This is a genomic window from Pseudomonas sp. GM48 (assembly GCF_000282335.1).
Classification (GTDB): Bacteria; Pseudomonadota; Gammaproteobacteria; order Pseudomonadales; family Pseudomonadaceae; genus Aquipseudomonas.
Window position 1 is genome coordinate 1 of the sequence record NZ_AKJM01000040.1, and the last position, 17,729, is coordinate 17,729.

The window sequence follows — 17,729 nt, forward strand, 5'->3', positions numbered from 1 at the left end:
GCCGAACGCAGCCTCGCGGGCTCGGCAGCTGCTACAAAGGGTGTCGCGCTGACTGCCCTCGATGGCTTAACTCATCCAGCCCAGCGTCGCCACGGCCAGTACGCCATAGCGTGCGCCTTTGGCCAGGGTGACGATCAGCAGGAAGCGCCCTAATGGCTCGCGCATGACACCGGCGACCAGCGTCAGCGGATCGCCGATCACGGGTAGCCAACTGAGCAGCAACGACCAATGGCCATAGCGTTGGTAATGAAGCCGGGCTTTTTCCAGATGCCGGGGGCTCACCGGAAACCAGCGCCGGTCGCGGAACCGCTCGATCCCGCGCCCCAGCCACCAGTTAAGCAGCGAACCCAGAACGTTGCCGACTGTCGCCACCGCCAGCAGCACCCACAGCCAGTAGCGGTCGCTGAGCAACAGTCCCACCAGCACCGCTTCGGATTGCAACGGCAGCAGCGTGGCAGCACCGAATGCGGCGAAAAACAGCCCGAGGTACGCGCCGGCCATCAATGGGCGGGATAGTCCGCGACCACCACGTCAGTGCCGTCCTTTTTCAGGCCGATGACCTGATAGGCATCGCTCATGCCGTCCATTTCCATGCCGGGCGAACCCATGGGCATGCCGGGCGCAGCGACGCCCAGCAGATCGTCACGCTTGCTCAAGGCCAGGACCTGGTCGGCCGGGACATGACCTTCGACGAATTTGCCATTGATCAATGCCGTGTGGCACGACGCCAGGCGTGGTGGCACGCCGTGCTGTTGCTTGAACTCACTCATGTTGGCTTCGACGTGGTCATCGACCTTGAAGCCATTGGCTTCAAGATGAGTGATCCATTTTTTGCAGCAACCACAATTGGCGTCGCGATGAACCTCGATCGGAATGAGGTCGGCGGCCTGGGCCAGGGAGGAAATGAACAAGGCGCTGAGGGCGATCAGACGCAGAGGGTTTCGCATGGGATTTGTCTCGGCTAACAGGCAAAAAACGCATTCTGACCACTTTTTCCGGTCAGGCATTCATGGAGTATTTCGAATTGCTACAGAAATCCGCTGTTCAATGATGCTAGATCATCACTGTCAGGCAGATGAGGGGGGCATTACAAAATCGTCAGGTTGTATGCCCGGGGTCGGTATCGGTATTGATACAAACCAGCTGATTGTCATGTAAGAAAAACCTGTAGGGCTATTCATTAAAGCGCCATGACCCAATAAACAAGGCACTTTGCGGTGTGTGGCTGAAATGTACAAAAATTGTAAAAGAACTTAATTAACGTTAGGCGGCTCCCATGCTCCAGTTGATACTCGCGACCACTTAGCTTGGTCAGACAAGGAGTTTTTCATGACTATCGGTTATACCGGCGCATGGACCCCAAAGGCGGGACTATTGGTTCGAGATACCAACAGCAGATCGAAGCCTGTTGCCCAGAATGACAAGGTCAGGCAGATGCTGAACCTGGTGGGCAACAATCCAGTTGCGCTGGATACGGCCAAGATGGACAAGATGGAAATGCGCAAGCAAATGAAGGGTTTTGACCCCACAAATATTTCAGTCAAATCCATGGGCAATCTCAGTGTCTTTCTGAAAGAGCGTGGCCTGATCAGCGATGTGACGGCGGTTACGCTGAGCAATGCCGGTGACAAGTTCGACCGGTTTGGCATCAAGGACCCGGACGCGAAGTTCAATGCGCTGGAATATTTCGCGATTCAACTGGACAACATCCAGAACAACAACCTGAAGGGTAACAAGTACGCCAACTACTTGATTCCCGAATTCAAAAAAGCGATCTACGTCCTGCAAAACCTGGAAACTTACGGCAAAAGCAACGGCCCCATGGCAACGCCAGGCAATGAACTGTCGGCCAAGGCCTGACGCGGTGTTGCCCGGCCCGTCCGGTTCATCGAACGGGCCGGCGACCCTTACCGGTCGAGCAATTTCATGACTTCCTCCGGATAACGCAGGCCGGCGGTGGCATGCGCCGGAAAGATCGCTTCCAGCGCGTGCAGTTCTTCGGCGCTCAGCGTCACTTGCAGTGCGGCTACGTTTTCTTCCAGGTATTTACGTTGCTTGGTGCCTGGAATCGGGATCAGGTAGTCACCCTGGGCCAGTACCCACGCCAGCGCCAGTTGGCCCGCCGTCACGCCTTTTTCTGCCGCCAGTGCCTGCACTTGCTGCACCAGCAGCAGGTTTTTCGCGAAGTTTTCGCCCAGGAAGCGCGGGCTGAAACGACGGTAATCGTCCGCCGCAAAATCATCCGGGCTTTTCAATGCTCCCGTCAGAAACCCTCGACCCAATGGGCTGTAAGGCACAAAGGCGACGCCCAGGCGCTGGCAGGCAGCCAGGCAACCGTTTTCTTCCTGATCACGACTCCACAACGAATACTCACTTTGCAACGCACTGATCGGATGAACCTTGTGCGCGCGCTCCAGTGTCGCCACCGAGGCCTCGCTCAATCCCAGGTAACGGACCTTGCCGGCACTGACCAGTTCGGCCATGGCGCCGACGGTTTCCTCAATGGCCACTTGCGGGTCGATACGGTGCTGGTAATACAGGTCGATGGTGTCTACCCCAAGGCGCTTCAAGCTGCCGTCGATGGACTGGCGAATGTATTCCGGCCGACCGTTGACGCCCCGGGCGCCGGGGTTGGCCGGGTCGCGGACGATGCCGAATTTGCTGGCCAGGAACACCTGATCGCGCTTGCCGGCAATGGCCTTGCCGATCAGCTCTTCATTGGTGTGCGGGCCGTACATATCGGCGGTATCGAGCAGGTTGACGCCTAACTCCAGGGCGCGATGCAGGGTGGCCGTGGCTTCGCGGGTGTCCGTGCCGGTGGTGTAGAAATCGGTCATGCCCATGCAGCCCAGGCCGATGGCCGACACCTGCGGACCGTTTTTTCCCAATTGACGTGTGTGCATGAAATCAGCTCCCTGTGAAATGAATCGCCATTGTTCGCCTCGACAGAAACAAGATAAACCGGCTAAAACGGCTATCAGTATTCGTTAAATCTAAACAATCAGTCGGTGGAGCCAGTAATGGACCGTTTCAACGCCATGCGCGTCTTTACCCGAATCGTCGAGCTCGGTGGCTTTGCCAGGGCTGCCGACAGCCTGCAATTACCCCGGGCTTCGGTGACCATTCTGATCAAGCAACTGGAGGCGCATCTGGGGGTGCAACTGCTGCAACGCACCACGCGGCAGATCAGCCTGACGCTCGACGGTGCGGCCTATTACCCGCGTTGCGTGCAATTGCTGGCGGATCTTGAAGAGACCGAGTCGGTGTTCAGCGCAGCCCGTAACAATCCCAAGGGCTTATTGCGCGTGGACATGCCGGCGGGAGTGGGGCGATTGGTCGTTATTCCGGCACTGCCGCAGTTTTCGGCCCGCTATCCGTTGATCGAGCTGGAAATCGGCTTGAATGACCGGCCGGTCGACCTGATTCGCGAAGGTGTCGATTGTGTGTTGCGCGGTGGCGAGCCGCTGGACGATTCGCTGGTGGCGCGGCCGCTGGTGATGATGGATCAGGTGACCTGTGCCAGCCCCGACTATCTGCAGCGACATGGAACACCAACGACCCTGGATGAGCTTCGCGGGCATCAGGTCGTCGAGTATTTCTCCAGCAGCAGCGCAAAACGCTATGGGTTGGAGTTTGTCGTGGATGGCCAGGTGCGCCCGGTCGACCTGCCCAAGCAGGTGGCGGTCAACAGTGCCGATGGCTATCTGGCGGCCTGCGAGGCGGGATATGGTCTGGTGCAGACGCCGTACTATCACGTCGCCCGGCAACTGGAGGAAGGGCGTTTGTGTGAAGTGCTGAGGGAGGTGCCGCCACCGGGCATGCCAATGACGGCGCTTTATCCGCCGCACCGCCAGTTATCCCGGCGGGTGCGTGTATTTGTCGATTGGCTGGTGGAGCTGTGTGCCCAGCCCGGCAATGACTTTTACAGAAAGGATTCAGGGCGTTGAGCAGCTATCAACGGTGCTGGTAGTAACCCGGTCCGCCATGGTTGCCATAGTGATCGTGGTGCCAGCCCCCGTGGGGGAAAACAATGCAACCGCTCAGGGTCAGGATGGCAAGCAGGGGAATCAACAGTGTGATTCGACGCAACATTTGAAAGTCCTCATGGTTATCGCCGCAATGAAGCTAAAACTCTTCATCGGCTGTAACATGAGACCCCGCTTGTAGCGGCTTATCCCCAAAACAGGGTAAGCGCTTGGCATGCGTATCGATACAAACCGGATACATTTTCAGATTCAGGAACCCGCAATGACTCAGTCGCAACGTTTGAAATACTCGATTCTGATCTCCCTGGTGGTGCTGGGGATCATGTTTGGCCTTTCCTGGTTGCAGAACACCGGCGTCATCAGCGAAAAAATGTTCCAGTACATCGCCATCGGCGTGGCGGTGATCGTGGTGGTCGTCAATGGTGTGATGCGGCGCAAGGTCAAGCCCTGATCATTCGATCATTGGTTGCGCAGGATGGCAGCAGCCTGTGGATGCAGGCTGTAGCTTTTGTCGGGGTTGAGGACAATCACGCCTTCGCTGCACAAGCGCTTTAGCACTTCACGCACGCTAAGAAAGGACAGGGGAACATCCAGGTCCAGCAATTGACTGTGCACGCCGCGCACACCCAGGCTGCGGTCGTTTTCGGCGGCGGTCAGCAGGGCATCGATGACTTTCAGGCGGATCAGGCTGGTTCGCAGGCCAAAACTTTTGAGCAGGATTCTGATCCGCTCGTTGCCGTGGCGATCGCTACGCGGCTCGAATACGTCGACTCCCATGGAAGTACCCTTTGGCGCATTGCTACCGTCCGTTGGCAGTTGCGAGTTATACATTGCAAAAACTCCTTTTCAGAGCCTGATCAGGAAAAATGGGCGCTCTTACGTGACTAGACGGATGAGCATCCCAAATCATGAAGGCTCAAATGTAGAAAATTTGTCGCCGTCGTGTGATCAACCCGTGAGTCCTTGCGCAGTCGTGCAGTAAAACCCTAAATTTTTGTGGTGAGCTTCGTCCCTACAGGGAGGCACAGCGCGCGCCGGTATGCGCACCTGGGGCCATCGTTTTTTCGATCAGGAGCGAGCGTGATTATTTCCAGCCAGTTAACCAGGTTGAGCCTGGCGGGTGTGACTCTGGGGTTGAGCCTGGGGCTGAGCCTTGCGGCGAGCGCGAGTGGTGCGCCTGCGCAAACGAACGCCGACATCCGCCGAACCAGTTTCGGCGTGCCGCACATCCGCGCCGACAACGAACGCGGGCTTGGCTACGGCATCGGTTATGCCTACGCCCAGGACAATCTGTGCCTGCTGGCCAACGAAATCACGACGGTGAACGGCGAACGTTCGCGGTATTTCGCAGCGGATCAGCTCACCGTTGAAGCGCGTGAAAACCTGGTCAGCGATGTGTTTTTCAACTGGCTGAACACCCCGCAGGCGGTCGCCGGTTTCTGGCAGGCCCAGACCCCGCAAGTGCGTGAGTTGGTCGAAGGCTATGTGGCAGGGTACAACCGCTTCTTGAGCGAACGTCGCGCCCAGGGTTTGCCGCCGCAGTGCCAGGGCGATTGGGTGCGGGACATCAGCGCGGCGGATCTGGTCAAGCTGACCCGGCGCTTGTTGGTCGAAGGTGGCGTCGGCCAGTTTGCCGAAGCCCTGGCCGGTGCCACGCCACCCGAAGCCGTGGCCCGGGCGTCAAACCCGCAGGCAGTGTTCCAGGTGGCCGCCACGCAGATGCAGCGGTTTGCCCTGGACCGGGGCAGCAACGCCGTCGCTATCGGCAGCGAGCGTTCTTTTAACGGACGCGGCATGTTGCTGGCCAATCCGCACTTTCCGTGGGTCGGCGGCATGCGTTTTTATCAGATGCACCTGACCATTCCCGGCAAACTGGATGTGATGGGGGCGGCGTTGCCCGGCCTGCCGGTGATCAACATCGGCTTCAATCAACATCTGGCCTGGACCCACACCGTGGACTCGTCCAGACATTTCACGCTGTATCGCCTGCAACTCGATCCCAAGGATTCGACCCGCTATCTGCTCGACGGCCAGTCCTTGCCGATGGACAAGCAGACTGTGACCGTCAATGTCAGGCAGGCGGACGGGCAGGTCCAGGCGATTTCCCGTGTGGTCTACAGCTCGAAATTCGGTCCGGTGGTGCAATGGCCGGGAAAACTGGATTGGGATCATCAGTACGCCTTCAGCCTGCGTGACGCCAATCTGGATAACGACCGCGTTCTGCAGCAGTGGTACGCGATGAACCGCGCTGAAAACCTCAAGGATTTCCAGGCTTCGGTGCACAAGATCCAGGGTATTCCGTGGGTCAACACCCTGGCGGCGGACGATCAGGGGCAGACGCTGTACATGAACCTCTCGGTGGTGCCCAACGTCAGCGTCGACAAGCTGGCGCAATGCAGCGACCCGCGATTGGGTGTGCAGATGATCATTCTCGACGGCTCCAACAGCGCCTGTGCCTGGGATATCGACCCGCAGGCGCCACAGCAGGGCATCTTTGCGTCCGACAAGTTGCCGCAATTGTTGCGCAAGGATTTTGTCCAGCACTCCAACGATTCGGCATGGATGGCCAACCCGGCGCAACCGCTGACCGGCTATTCGCCATTGATCAGCCAGGACAACCGGCCATTGGGGCTGCGCTCACGCTTTGCCCTGGATCGCCTGGGTACGCTGACCGGCACCGTCGGGACGGCGGATCTGCAGCAGATGGTGATGGACGACCAGGTGTATCTGGCCCCTCAAGTGATGACGGACCTGCTGCAATTCTGCGCTGCGGATCTCGGTGCCGATGCAAAAACCCTCACGCCACTGTGCGCCAGCCTCAAGGCGTGGGACCGCAAGGCCAACCTCGACAGCGGCCTGGGCTTTGTGCACTTCCAGAATGTCATGGAGGCGTTGGAGCCAGTGCCGGACCTGTGGCGTGTCGCCTTCGATTCGCAGGATCCGCAACATACCCCGCGTGGACTCGCAGTCGATCGCCCGCAAGTGGCGAAGGCGCTGCGGGCAGCGATGCTGGCTTCGGTTGAGCAAGTCAACGCTTCAGGACTGCAACCCGACAGCCGCTGGGGCGATATCCAGGTGGTCAGCAGCGGCGGACAACAGACGCCGATCCACGGCGGGCCGGGGACGCTGGGGGTCTATAACTCGATCCAGAGCGTACCGCGCAGCGATGGCAAGCGCGAAGTGGTCAGCGGCACGAGTTACCTGCAAGTGGTGACCTTTGACGAAAACGGACCGCAGGCCAAAGGGCTGCTGGCGTTCTCGTTGTCCAGTGACCCGGCCTCGAAGTTTTCACGGGATCAGACGCAGGCCTTTTCGAAAAAACAATGGAGCACGCTGCCCTTCACCGAGCAACAGATCCTGTCCGACCCGAACTATCAGGTGCAGACGATCCGCCAGCAGGATGCAAAGGCTACCGAGGTGACTGCGCAGTAAGGCCGTGGATTTTTGCATGGACGCTGAAGGCCGCACCCCGAAAGGGTGGCGGCCTTTTCAGCTTTTCGGGGATTTTTGCGGAATCGCGTTGACCACCAGATTGCCGTTCTGATTGCGGGTCAGGTAGACCGGAAGGACCCGCGGCAGGGACTTCACCAGGCCGTTGATCTCTTTGATGTTGTAGATACCGCCGATGTGGATCGAGCCGGTGCTGTTGTCAGCGACCATCAACGGTTTGTCCAGGTAGCGATTGATCAGCGGCAACGCATCGTGGAGTGCCAGATCGTCGAGCACCAGTTTGCCCTGGCGCCATGCCAGCGAACTGTCATTGTCATAGGTCTGGCTGATGCGGGGGATGAAGTCGCCGTGGCGATAACTGGCCTGCATTGCCGGATCAAGGCGCAGACCGTCGCCGGGCAGGTCGTCGTTGCTGCTGACCAGTACCGAACCCTCGATCAGGCTGACCTTGACCTGGTCTTCATACATCCACACATTGAATTGGGTCCCGGTCACCCGAATCCGGCCTTCGGCGGCCTTGACCACAAACGGGTGACGGGTGTCATGGCTGACACTGAAGAAAGCTTCGCCTTTTTTCAGCGTGACTTGCCGCTGATCCTTGTAGTTGCTGTACGTCAGCTCGCTGCCCAGGTTCAGTTCCACCCGGCTGCCGTCGTCCAACGTGACGGTACGAACACTGTCGGTCGATTCGAAATGCTGGTAAGCGTTCGGTACCCAGCCCAGGTGCCAGCCGCCATAACCGGCCAAAGGCAGTGCCAGGGCACACACCGCCGCTGCAATGCCCAGGCGGCGCCACGGGTTTTCCCGTTGGGGGCGAACCAGCGGCACGACCGGCTCGGGGCGGGGCAAGTCGCCGGCGACATCCCAGATCTCCAGCATCGCTTCGTACTCGAAGGCGTGGAGCGGATGCGCATCACGCCATTGCTCGAACGCCTGGCGCTCTTGCTCAGTGCAGTCACTGGCGTGCAGACGCATGCACCAATGCGCAGCGGCATCGGTGACAGCGTCGTATTCGGCTTCCGAGAGCATGTGGTCGGTCATTGGCTCATCCTGATTTCGTGCATTCTAACCTTGGGGGAAGTCTGCGAGAACATCAGTCATGGCATTTAACTATCAATGTGCAGTTCTTTTTCAACGACTTGCCTCTGGAACACTTGTTGTCGGGCAGCAGTATCCACAGGGGGCGTGAAAAAAAGATCAAAATACGCACCGTGTACCGCGCGGATCCGGGGATCTGCGCGGTGTTACGTCAGGATCAGGTTTCAGGGGGCGAAGTGACGGGCACCGGGTCCAGTTGCCGGCCCATTTCGCAGATCAGAAACGCGATCGAGTCGGCATTGTGCAAAATGACATCGGTTCGGAACTTCGGATCCTGCACGTTTAAAAAAGCTTCCCGCGCCTTATCCATGGTCTTGCTGCCCGTTAGCCTCAGGACGGCCTTGCCGACGTGATAAGAACCGGGAATTGAATCCAGGCTGATCCACGATTGCAGCCCACTGTTCCAGCGTGCGAACAGTTCCTCCTGCGGCGTTTCCGTCGACAAGGCAGCTCGCTGGAAGTCCAGCTGTAACTGTTTCATGGCGGCGCCATAGGTGGTGATCGGCGCTACCAGATCGCTGAACGGGCGCCTGGCCTCAAGGTAGGCGATGTCCACGGCCTCGGAAAACAAATGGGCGAACTCGTGTATCAGCGTGGCGGCCTGACTGTGGCCATCGACGTTGAAGGGCTGGCTTAAACAGGATTTGTACCAGTCGAGTTGCTGGTCGAAGAATCGTTCCGTGAAGTGCACATTGCGCTGTTGATCCTTATCCAGGACAAACGCGATGAGATGGTTGTTCGGGTCCCGGTTTGAGCCCACGATAAAGCGTTGCGAGTTCATCCAGTCTTCATCGGGATCGACCAGCGCGTTGCAGATGGGCACGATGGCTTTCTTGATTTTTTCGATCAGCGCCATGTCGACCTGGCTCACACCAAAGAAACCCTTGAGGAATGTATCCAGTCGTGTACCCGGGAGAAGTTTGCGTAGCTGCACCATGTTGTGGAGGCTGTTGAACGCGTAATGGCGAGCGATGTCGATGGCCTGCACGATCATCCGGGCTTTTTCGGGATGTTTTGCGCGGATTTCTTCCATCCCCCGTGCCTCGATGTTCAGCACATCCCTGGCAACAAGGGCGTTGGCAAACTGATTGTGCATTTTCGAGAGGGCTTTTCCGCAGTGGACGGTGTGGGTATCCGGGTCGATCAGCAGTTGCTTGTCAGATGCTGCCCGTAACACGGGGCCTTCTTCTTCGCCCTTGACCATTCGCCAAACCGCCCCGGTCTTGTTCACGCCGTACACCTTGCCGGCAATGGCGGCGAAGGTTTTCTGGCTGGCCGCTTCGAGGTAGGTGCCATCAGTGCGGCTTTTCGTCAGGCCCTTCAATTCGACCGTGGTTTCGAACGGTTGTAGCCGAGTACGCAGCGCGGCTGTCGACCGGATCTGCGACCAGGGTTGCGCAATTACAGGGGTGGCAACCGGTTGAGCAACCGCCTCGCCGGTTGCCTGGGCGGTGTCGTTCCATCCTTCAAGCGATAACCGGCCCAACGACACGAGTTGCGCGGCACCGGCAATAAAGTTCCGTAATGCCACCCCCCAGTGATGGTCCTGCAGGGCTTCGGCCGAATTTCGGGCGTCCTTGAAGGCCTGCCAAAGAAATTGCCCATACGCGAGTTTGCCCGGCAGCAGGGCTGAGATGCGCTCAATGCCCGAGCCGAACAGGTGTTTGACAGCCTCCCAGTCCGACTGACCGGTAGCCTGTGACTGGCTGGCGAGCAACTGCGCCAGCAGTTGGGTGTTGTCATGGAAAAAGCGGGTGAGCAGGTTGCCGTCGAAGGGGCTGGACGCGAGGGTGATTTCGCTGGGCTGGCCGGCGGTGGACTCGAACAGGTTGCGAAACACCGTTTGCTCACTGTCCGGCAGGCGCCGAATCAACATGTCCTGCAATGGCCCCGGTGTGTTGAGCGCCGCGACAACGCGGGCCTCATTGGCGAACTCGACAAACGGTGAACCACCGGGGTGGTAGGGGGCGTAGAGGATTTGCGGGCCTGCCTTGCCACTGCCTGGGCCAATCAGATACAGGCCCAGCGCCTTGACGGCGGTGCTACCAGTTGTCTTGATCAGTTCAAGAGGTCGGGCAATCGCGTGCGCACCCTGCACGGCCGCCCGGGCGATGGCGTCCGGCATGTCCAGCACTTGCCGAAGCAAATCGAAAGCTCCGTCGGACAGCCGTTGCTGCAGCTTCAGTTGGTGGGCGTGTTGCAGCAGTTGCCAGGGCAGTTGTTTGACGAAGCGTAACATTCGGCTTTCGATGCCAGCCGCTTGATTCGACAGGCTGTCCGAGACCTGTTTAGCGTATTTCTGCGCAATGCCCAGTGACAGTAACAGTTTACGGACCGCCGCCTGGTCCAACCCCGCGGGCAGTGCTTGAGGGGTTGCCGAGCTGACGTTGAACCCGGTGCCTTGCGCGATGTTGACATGGTTCAGGGCGAATTCAGTCAGGCTCCGGGCGGGGCCAGCCAGGGTCAGGTCGGGGGTGATTTCGATGTCGTCGGGGTCCAGTGCTTTTTCAGGGAAGCGGCTGCCAAGCAACGACGTCAGCGTTTCATGCACATACGACTTTAGGGGTTTGATCCCGTGCAAGTAGTCTTTGTCCTCATCAACGTTGTTGCGGTATTGCTCCAGCAGTTCAAGGTGCAGTTGCTGGTCTTCCAGCGGTGCCATGCCAAGCCAGGCGGGCAGGGCCTGCTGCCGGCTGATCGCACGGGAAATCGAGGTGGCCCTTTGCAGGTTGGTGTTGAAGACTGTTGTGGTCAGGGCTTTCAGGGCCTTTTTCTGCTTTGTGTCGTTCAGTTCGAAGGTGCGCACGTGTTCGCAGCGAGCGAGAAAATGCTCGATGGACGATTGCGCGACTTGCTCCAATGCAGACCCTGCAATCAACCGCAGCGGACCCAGTGAGTAGCGTTGGTGAAAGATGCGCTGGGCCGGGGTGAGGTTTTCCAGCAGCGCCAGGCGATGTCGTGGGTCGAGCAGACGGCGGTTCAGTTCCAGCCGCGCACGACTGATGGTGTCAAACACTTCCAGGCCCTCGGCGGGTGTCCACAGGATCGTCCGGCCGGAATGCGAGGGGTCGAGCCCGCCACGCTCGGTCAAGAGCAGGCAATGGGCCAGGGGCAGGACATCCCTCTGACCGGAGCACGCCAGGGTCAACGAGTAGGCATCGGGCCGGAAGCCCTTGAGTGACCGACGATTGTGCCGGCTGGCCTGATCCGGGTTGAAAACCGTTTCGACAATGGCCCGGTCCGCGTCCCGCAGTGTCGCGCTGAGCCCGCGAACACTGGCTTCGCCACGGACGCCGACGGAAAGCGCATGGGCCAGGCGGGGTTTCATGTTTTCCAGATAGATGCGCTGTAAGGCAAGGGAAGCGAGCGGTTGTGCTGCAAAGTCTGCGTTGATCAGTGATTCGATGTCGCTGAAGGTCTTGGCGAAAGCTGCCGCCGTATCGGCCAGCACCATGGAGGGATGCTGATTGCCGGACAACACGGGCCGGGTGCTCCAGCGTCCGTCGGTTTCCCGTGTCAGCAAGCGTTCGCCGATCATCGAGCGGATATCCAGCGCCTTGTCGAACAGCGCGTGGATGTCCACGGCGCCGTCACTGTGACGGAACACCTGCAGGGCATATTCGATGTTCTGCAGTTGCTTGGTGACGATCGCGTCGAAGAGCTTGTGGAAGATCGCGCCGGAAATCACTTCCCCGGTCACATTCGGCCGATCAAAACCGATGAAGCGTTGGCGTTCGTCCAGGCTCAGCAGGCCATAGAGCTCATCCTCGTGACCGGCCGCGCTGAACTTGCCGAGCACGGTATCGCACAAGTCCTGATAGTCCTTGAGCACCTGCAGGCCTTCGGTGGGCGTGTAGAGAAACGCATGGCTGGCGCTGACCATCAGTGAGCCGGCCAGCTCGACATAGTTGGCCTTGTACTCCCACAGGCGCACGGTTTCGACCGTCATTGACTGGTTCGTTCGGCTGGCCGGCGAGATCAACGCGTGCAAATCCTGACTTTGCTCCGGGCTGATGATCCCGGCTTCGCGCTTGAGCAGCAGTTGCACCCGCACCTGATCGGCGATGGCGCGGCCGAAGAATTCGCGACGCGATGCACCATCGGCACTCGCCGCCGCCCAGAAACCATCGAGCTGCCCGACCAACTGGTTGACCAGTGTGCGTGAGAGCGTCGTGACCGCGGCTTCCCAGCGTGGCTGGTCGGCGTTTGCCGGGGACTTTTTCGGATGGGAAAACTCATGGGACTGTCCGGACGGCCAACGCTGATGGCGATAGTGCAGGAGTACGGCGTCACTCAGGGACAGGGAGTGGACCCAGCGCCGCGTTGGACGGCTTTCATCATCGTTCTCTTGCGTTGTTGCCAGATAGAAGTTCACCCGGGTCTGGCGCTGATCCAGACCGGGAAAAGACGAAGCCAGCTGTTCACCCAGCCATGCATCGAGCAGCGACGTCAGGGACGGTAGTGCTTTGAGTTCGTCGAGCAGGGCCTGGTCGTTGATCTGCTGTAGGGTGGAGAGGGTGTTGCGCTGGTCCTCGAACACGTCACCGTCGATGGTTTGAAAGTCGAGTTCGATGTCGGCGGCGTCCACCACGGCCTTGCGTAGGGACAACGCCATGAAGGCCAGCAGATCGTCTTCTTCGCTGGCCGCTTTGAGTTGAGTCATAAGGTGTTGGGTCAGGGCGGTACGGTCAGCGAACTTTTTTATTCCCGTGTAGGGGGTGTAGAGAATCAGGCCATTGTCATCGGGTGTCGCGGTCAGTAAAAAACTGCCGGCCAGCACCACAGGTTCCAGTTTCGGGATCTTCAGCCGGATTGTTTTCGCGAGCATGGGCGGCGTCTGCTGATCGCGCAGTGCCTGGGTGGCCAGTTCGATTTGGCTGAACCATTCGAAGTCTTTTAGCGTCAGCCCGTGGGTTTTGCCCAGTTCTCTCCAGAGGCCGCGCAACTTCAGCGCCTCAGGAAAAAACAGCGGAGTTACAGGTGTAGACATCGTCGAGTCTCGTTCAAGGTGCCACTCAAAGGCGCCTGTGGATTGAGCATCGAGACTAAAAGCCGGCGGGACGACGCAGGTGGTAAATAGATAACGCACGGGCCGTGCGTATTCGTGGCACGGATAAACGTCATTGACCCTCAGCGAAAGGTTGACAGGTCGCTTGCCGCGCGTTGTTAATCGACGGGTCTTTGTACGCTGTTGTTCCCTCCAATAATCAGTCTGGAGCTTCAGATGTCTGCGCCACACGAACATGCCTCTACGGCGGTCTCGCCACACCTGTCATTCGAAGCGCTGAGCGCTTTGCTCGAGAAGATTTTTCTGCGTCACGGCACGTCGGCCGACGTTGCCCGGGTGCTGGCGCAAAACTGTGCCGGCGCCGAGCGCGACGGCGCGCACAGCCACGGGGTATTCCGGATTCCTGGTTATGTTTCGACGCTGCAAAGCGGCTGGGTCAATGGCCAGGCCGTTCCGGTGGTCGAAGATGTGGCTTCAGGATTTGTGCGGGTCGATGCCGGTAACGGTTTTGCGCAACCGGCCCTGGCGGCAGCACGTGAACTACTGGTGCAGAAAGCCCGAAGTGCCGGCATTGCAGTGTTGGCGATCCGTAACTCGCACCATTTCGCTGCCTTGTGGCCGGATGTCGAACCCTTCGCTTATGAGGGCCTGGTAGCGTTGAGCGTGGTCAACAGCATGACCTGCGTGGTGCCCCACGGCGCTGACCGGCCGCTGTTCGGTACCAACCCGATTGCCTTTGCTGCCCCGCGGGCTGATGGCGAGCCGATTGTCTTCGACCTGGCCACCAGTGCCATTGCCCATGGCGATGTGCAAATTGCCGCACGCCAGGGTGAGCGCTTGCCGGCAGGGATGGGCGTGGACAGCCTCGGCCAGCCGACCACAGACCCGAAAGCGATTCTTGAGGGCGGTGCGTTGCTGCCTTTTGGCGGGCACAAGGGCTCGGCATTGTCGATGATGGTGGAGTTGCTCGCGGCGGCATTGACTGGCGGCAATTTTTCCTTCGAATTCGACTGGAAGAACCACCCAGGCGCCAAGACGCCGTGGACGGGTCAATTGCTCATCGTGATCGATCCGGGCAAAGCAGCAGGGCAAAGTTTTGCCGAGCGCAGCCAGGAACTGGTGCGGCAAATGCACGGTGTTGGCTTGAAGCGTTTGCCGGGTGACCGGCGTCACCATCAGCGCGCCAGGTCGCAGGCCAACGGCATCGAACTGGATGCCCAGACGCTGGCGAACCTGCAGGAGCTGGCCGGGCTCTGATCCTGTAGGAGCGAGCTTGCTCGCGATGGACTTGAGGGCTCCGTGGGGAATCAGATTTCCCGCGTAATCGTTAACGACCATCGCGAGCAAGCTCGCTCCTACAAGGTTTGCGGTTTTTGATCGGAATGCTCAGCGACGGCCCAGCAACAACCCCACGACCAGACCGAACCCGGCGGAAATGGCCACGGTTTGCCATGGGTGCCCGCCAATGTAAGTTTCAGTGGCCTCGACCGCGGGCAGGGTGCGGTCGCGTACGCTGCTCACCGAATCCTTGGCTTGCCGAAGTTTCAGGGCGATTTGTCCGCGTAGGGTCTCCGCTTCTTCCCCGACCAGCGAGGCACTGCTTTTCAGCAGCTTTTCCGACTCTTCGATCAGCGATTTCAGCTCGCTGAACGCTTGATCCTTGATTTGATCTTCGGCGGCTTGCGCGGCGGTTTTGCGGGCCATTGAAGTACTCCTTGCAGGTAGGTGGACAATGAATGATGGAGTCTGTCGTCGTCGGAAAAGTTGCAGCTATTTTGCCTGGGGAGGTCATCTTGCTGAAAAACCGGCGCAGGACATTTCGCCCTACAGTGTAAGATGTCGCCAATTTTACGCAGCAGGAAATTCCCATGAGCTTCAATCTGGCCGACAAACCCCTCGCCGAGCGCGCTGCGCTTGAAGACGAGAAATCCCGTCTGTTCGAACTCTGGCAAAACAACCTGGGCAAAGCCAAGGGCGAGGCCGCACGGTTGTTCGGTGAACGGGCCAAGCGCAAAGGCAAGTGGGCGGAATGGGTGCGCGCCGAACTGGACGGCATGTCGCCCCCGGAATTCGCCAACATGGTGCGCAGTGAGGTCAATCGCCTGATGGCGGCCAAGTAGGAGCAGCCGGCGGCAGCTCCTGCGCGAAACACGCGACAATCGCCTCGCGCACTTTCAACACCACCGGGTCGAGCGGGTTGCCGGTGCGCCAGCCCAGTTCGATCGGGTAGCGCGGCAACGCCAAGGGGCAGGGCAGCAGTGCCAGCCCACTGAGCGCCGCGATGCTTCGGGCGGCATGTGCCGGAATGGTCGCCACGGCCGGACTGCCCTTGAGCAAATGGGGCAACGCGGCAAAATGCGTGGTCGAGGCGCACACCCGCCGACTCAACCCCAGTGCCGCCAGCCCCTCGTCGGTAATACCGATAAAACCGCCGGACGACACCAGAATGTGTTCGCGGGCCACAAACTCTTCAAGACTGATGCTCTGCTGGCCCTCGACCAGGCTCGACGGGTCTGCCAGGCACAGATATCCGCCTTCCCCCAGGACCTGACGGCTGAGCAGCCGCTCGGCAAAACCGCCCGCGGTAATCGCCAGGTCAATACTGCGTTCCATCAGCGCCTGAGCCACGATCTGGCTGTGGGTCTGGCGGAAAATCAGCCGCAGTTTCGGCGCGCAACGGGCGATTTCTTCGATCAGCCGCCGGCCGTAGGCTATTTCGAAATCATCCGACATTCCCACGGTCACCGAGCGTCCTTCGTACTGCCGGGCGGCCGGATCGACCATCGCCAGGCTCTGCCGGCATTTGTTCAAGGCATCGCTGACCACCGGTTTGAGCTGATTGGCCTTGAGTGAGGGGGCCAAGCCTCGTCCGGTGCGCACGAACAGCTGATCGCCATACACCTCGCGCAACCGGCGCAAGGCCGCGCTGACCGCCGATTGGGTCACACCCAGACGCAAGGCGGCACGGCTGGCGCTGGACTCTTCGTGCAGCGCTTCGAAGACTTTGAGCAGGTTGAGGTCGATGTCGGTGATATTCATTTGGCTCATATCATTCAGCAGTGAATCGGTCTTTTTTGATGATCACGTGGCGCCGGAGAATGAGCAACACCTGATGCGAATGGAGTCTGTGCAATGCCCAAATCAATCGTTGCCGCCCTGCAAATCGGCGCCTTGCCCGGTGGCAAGGCTGAAACCCTGGAACAAATCCTGTCCTATGAAAACGCGATCATCGAATCCGGCGCCGCGCTGGTGGTGATGCCGGAAGCGCTGCTGGGTGGTTATCCCAAGGGGGAGGGTTTTGGCACGCAGCTCGGTTATCGGTTGCCGGAAGGGCGCGAAGCCTTTGCGCGCTATTTTGCCAATGCCATCGACGTGCCCGGCGCGGAAACCGAGGCGCTGGCGGCGCTGTCCGCACGCACCGGGGCCAATCTGGTGATCGGCGTCATCGAGCGCGCCGGCAGCACCTTGTACTGCACCGCGCTGTACTTTGATCCCCAGGCCGGGCTGGTGGCCAAACACCGCAAGCTGATGCCCACGGGCACCGAACGGCTGATCTGGGGCAAGGGCGATGGTTCGACGCTGCCGGTGATCGACAGCCAGGTCGGACGTGTCGGCGCGGTGGTGTGCTGGGAAAACATGATGCCGCTGCTGCGCACCGCGATGTACGCCAAAGGCGTGGAAGTATGGTGCGCGCCGACCGTGGACGAGCGGGAGATGTGGCAGGTCAGCATGCGCCACATCGCCCATGAGGGGCGTTGTTTCGTGGTCAGTGCCTGTCAGGTCCAGGCGTCGCCGCAGGCCTTGGGCCTGGATATCGCCAACTGGCCGGCGGATCGGCCGTTGATTGCTGGCGGCAGCGTGATTGTTGGTCCCATGGGCGACATTCTCGCCGGACCGTTGCGCGACAGCGCCGGTTTGCTTACCGCATCAATCGACACTGACGACCTGGTGCGCGCCCGCTACGACTATGACGTGGTCGGTCACTACGCTCGCCCTGATGTGTTCGAGCTGACCGTGGACGAGCGCGCTAAACCGGGGGTGCGCTTCACTTCCTGATGCCTGAGGGCTTTGGCCAAAGCAGTCAGACAACTTGATAGCTTTGACCATTGCCCGCCACCCCAAGCAGAGCGAGTATTTCCCTGTTGTTTACGGTTCCCCCAACCTAACAAAAACACAGAGGGATTCTG

General features: G+C 59.6%; 16 protein-coding genes. 7 read left to right on the plus strand and 9 right to left on the minus strand.

Annotated elements, in window-relative coordinates:
- Positions 1 to 66: 66 nt before the first annotated feature.
- Entirely contained in the window at positions 67 to 501 is a 435-nt protein-coding gene (locus PMI28_RS22815; protein ID WP_007983566.1) for a YqaA family protein, read from the minus strand.
- Entirely contained in the window at positions 501 to 947 is a 447-nt protein-coding gene (locus tag PMI28_RS22810; RefSeq protein ID WP_007983569.1) for a DUF411 domain-containing protein, read from the minus strand. Before PMI28_RS22810 ends, PMI28_RS22815 begins: the two co-directional genes overlap by 1 nt.
- A 382-nt stretch (positions 948 to 1,329) precedes the next feature.
- On the opposite strand from PMI28_RS22810, the gene PMI28_RS22805 reads away from it, so the two are divergent.
- Positions 1,330 to 1,860, plus strand: a complete 531-nt coding sequence (locus PMI28_RS22805) for a hypothetical protein (RefSeq protein WP_007983571.1) — start codon at positions 1,330 to 1,332, stop codon at positions 1,858 to 1,860.
- 47 nt (positions 1,861 to 1,907) lie between these two features.
- Here PMI28_RS22805 and PMI28_RS22800 read toward each other — a convergent pair whose 3' ends face one another.
- Positions 1,908 to 2,903: an aldo/keto reductase gene (locus tag PMI28_RS22800; protein ID WP_007983573.1), complete on the minus strand. Its 996-nt coding sequence runs from the start codon at positions 2,901 to 2,903 to the stop codon at positions 1,908 to 1,910.
- Between the two features lie 117 nt (positions 2,904 to 3,020).
- On the opposite strand from PMI28_RS22800, the gene PMI28_RS22795 reads away from it, so the two are divergent.
- Positions 3,021 to 3,947: a LysR family transcriptional regulator gene (locus PMI28_RS22795; RefSeq protein WP_007983575.1), complete on the plus strand. Its 927-nt coding sequence runs from the start codon at positions 3,021 to 3,023 to the stop codon at positions 3,945 to 3,947.
- A 7-nt stretch (positions 3,948 to 3,954) separates the two neighbouring features.
- On the opposite strand, the gene PMI28_RS30730 is transcribed toward PMI28_RS22795, so the two are convergent.
- Positions 3,955 to 4,092: a hypothetical protein gene (locus tag PMI28_RS30730; RefSeq protein ID WP_007983577.1), complete on the minus strand. Its 138-nt coding sequence runs from the start codon at positions 4,090 to 4,092 to the stop codon at positions 3,955 to 3,957.
- 156 nt (positions 4,093 to 4,248) lie between these two features.
- Between PMI28_RS30730 and PMI28_RS22790 the strand changes: the two genes are divergently transcribed.
- A complete protein-coding gene (locus PMI28_RS22790) occupies positions 4,249 to 4,437 on the plus strand; it encodes a hypothetical protein (protein ID WP_007983579.1) in 189 nt (62 codons plus the stop codon).
- Between the two features lie 8 nt (positions 4,438 to 4,445).
- On the opposite strand, the gene PMI28_RS22785 is transcribed toward PMI28_RS22790, so the two are convergent.
- Positions 4,446 to 4,817, minus strand: a complete 372-nt coding sequence (locus tag PMI28_RS22785; protein WP_007983580.1) for a hypothetical protein — start codon at positions 4,815 to 4,817, stop codon at positions 4,446 to 4,448.
- A 249-nt stretch (positions 4,818 to 5,066) separates the two neighbouring features.
- Here PMI28_RS22785 and pvdQ point away from each other — a divergent pair, with 249 nt between their 5' ends.
- The gene (pvdQ, locus tag PMI28_RS22780; RefSeq protein ID WP_007983582.1) at positions 5,067 to 7,418 is read left to right on the plus strand and encodes a bifunctional acylase PvdQ; all 2,352 of its coding nucleotides are present in this window, start codon (positions 5,067 to 5,069) and stop codon (positions 7,416 to 7,418) included.
- Between the two features lie 57 nt (positions 7,419 to 7,475).
- Here pvdQ and PMI28_RS22775 read toward each other — a convergent pair whose 3' ends face one another.
- A complete protein-coding gene (locus tag PMI28_RS22775) occupies positions 7,476 to 8,477 on the minus strand; it encodes a FecR family protein (protein ID WP_007983584.1) in 1,002 nt (333 codons plus the stop codon).
- Between the two features lie 214 nt (positions 8,478 to 8,691).
- Entirely contained in the window at positions 8,692 to 13,524 is a 4,833-nt protein-coding gene (locus tag PMI28_RS22770) for a dermonecrotic toxin domain-containing protein (RefSeq protein WP_007983586.1), read from the minus strand.
- 234 nt (positions 13,525 to 13,758) lie between these two features.
- Between PMI28_RS22770 and PMI28_RS22765 the strand changes: the two genes are divergently transcribed.
- Complete coding sequence (locus PMI28_RS22765) at positions 13,759 to 14,799, plus strand: Ldh family oxidoreductase (protein ID WP_007983587.1); 1,041 nt, start codon at positions 13,759 to 13,761, stop codon at positions 14,797 to 14,799.
- A 129-nt stretch (positions 14,800 to 14,928) separates the two neighbouring features.
- Here PMI28_RS22765 and PMI28_RS22760 read toward each other — a convergent pair whose 3' ends face one another.
- Complete coding sequence (locus tag PMI28_RS22760) at positions 14,929 to 15,246, minus strand: DUF883 family protein (protein ID WP_007983589.1); 318 nt, start codon at positions 15,244 to 15,246, stop codon at positions 14,929 to 14,931.
- Between the two features lie 164 nt (positions 15,247 to 15,410).
- On the opposite strand from PMI28_RS22760, the gene PMI28_RS22755 reads away from it, so the two are divergent.
- Positions 15,411 to 15,662 carry a hypothetical protein gene (locus PMI28_RS22755; RefSeq protein ID WP_007983592.1) on the plus strand — a complete coding sequence of 84 codons (252 nt, stop codon included), beginning with the start codon at positions 15,411 to 15,413 and terminating at the stop codon, positions 15,660 to 15,662.
- Here the strand turns inward: PMI28_RS22755 and PMI28_RS22750 are convergent.
- Positions 15,637 to 16,590: a LysR family transcriptional regulator gene (locus tag PMI28_RS22750; protein WP_007983593.1), complete on the minus strand. Its 954-nt coding sequence runs from the start codon at positions 16,588 to 16,590 to the stop codon at positions 15,637 to 15,639. The two genes, PMI28_RS22755 and PMI28_RS22750, sit on opposite strands and share 26 nt — an antisense overlap.
- An 84-nt stretch (positions 16,591 to 16,674) precedes the next feature.
- Between PMI28_RS22750 and PMI28_RS22745 the strand changes: the two genes are divergently transcribed.
- Positions 16,675 to 17,598 carry a carbon-nitrogen hydrolase family protein gene (locus PMI28_RS22745; protein WP_007983595.1) on the plus strand — a complete coding sequence of 308 codons (924 nt, stop codon included), beginning with the start codon at positions 16,675 to 16,677 and terminating at the stop codon, positions 17,596 to 17,598.
- The last annotated feature ends 131 nt before the right edge of the window (positions 17,599 to 17,729 follow it).

What these genes read in the sequence shown, in the direction of transcription:
- PMI28_RS22765 (WP_007983587.1), top strand. Translation starts at nt 13,759, where the DNA reads ATGTCTGCGCCACACGAACATGCCTCTACGGCGGTCTCGCCACACCTG.
- PMI28_RS22760 (WP_007983589.1), bottom strand. Translation starts at nt 15,246, where the DNA reads ATGGCCCGCAAAACCGCCGCGCAAGCCGCCGAAGATCAAATCAAGGAT.
- PMI28_RS22795 (WP_007983575.1), top strand. Translation starts at nt 3,021, where the DNA reads ATGGACCGTTTCAACGCCATGCGCGTCTTTACCCGAATCGTCGAGCTC.
- PMI28_RS22785 (WP_007983580.1), bottom strand. Translation starts at nt 4,817, where the DNA reads ATGTATAACTCGCAACTGCCAACGGACGGTAGCAATGCGCCAAAGGGT.
- PMI28_RS22810 (WP_007983569.1), bottom strand. Translation starts at nt 947, where the DNA reads ATGCGAAACCCTCTGCGTCTGATCGCCCTCAGCGCCTTGTTCATTTCC.
- PMI28_RS22790 (WP_007983579.1), top strand. Translation starts at nt 4,249, where the DNA reads ATGACTCAGTCGCAACGTTTGAAATACTCGATTCTGATCTCCCTGGTG.
- PMI28_RS22775 (WP_007983584.1), bottom strand. Translation starts at nt 8,477, where the DNA reads ATGACCGACCACATGCTCTCGGAAGCCGAATACGACGCTGTCACCGAT.
- PMI28_RS22805 (WP_007983571.1), top strand. Translation starts at nt 1,330, where the DNA reads ATGACTATCGGTTATACCGGCGCATGGACCCCAAAGGCGGGACTATTG.
- PMI28_RS22745 (WP_007983595.1), top strand. Translation starts at nt 16,675, where the DNA reads ATGCCCAAATCAATCGTTGCCGCCCTGCAAATCGGCGCCTTGCCCGGT.
- PMI28_RS22770 (WP_007983586.1), bottom strand. Translation starts at nt 13,524, where the DNA reads ATGTCTACACCTGTAACTCCGCTGTTTTTTCCTGAGGCGCTGAAGTTG.
- PMI28_RS22755 (WP_007983592.1), top strand. Translation starts at nt 15,411, where the DNA reads ATGAGCTTCAATCTGGCCGACAAACCCCTCGCCGAGCGCGCTGCGCTT.
- PMI28_RS22750 (WP_007983593.1), bottom strand. Translation starts at nt 16,590, where the DNA reads ATGAGCCAAATGAATATCACCGACATCGACCTCAACCTGCTCAAAGTC.
- PMI28_RS22815 (WP_007983566.1), bottom strand. Translation starts at nt 501, where the DNA reads ATGGCCGGCGCGTACCTCGGGCTGTTTTTCGCCGCATTCGGTGCTGCC.
- PMI28_RS22800 (WP_007983573.1), bottom strand. Translation starts at nt 2,903, where the DNA reads ATGCACACACGTCAATTGGGAAAAAACGGTCCGCAGGTGTCGGCCATC.
- PMI28_RS30730 (WP_007983577.1), bottom strand. Translation starts at nt 4,092, where the DNA reads ATGTTGCGTCGAATCACACTGTTGATTCCCCTGCTTGCCATCCTGACC.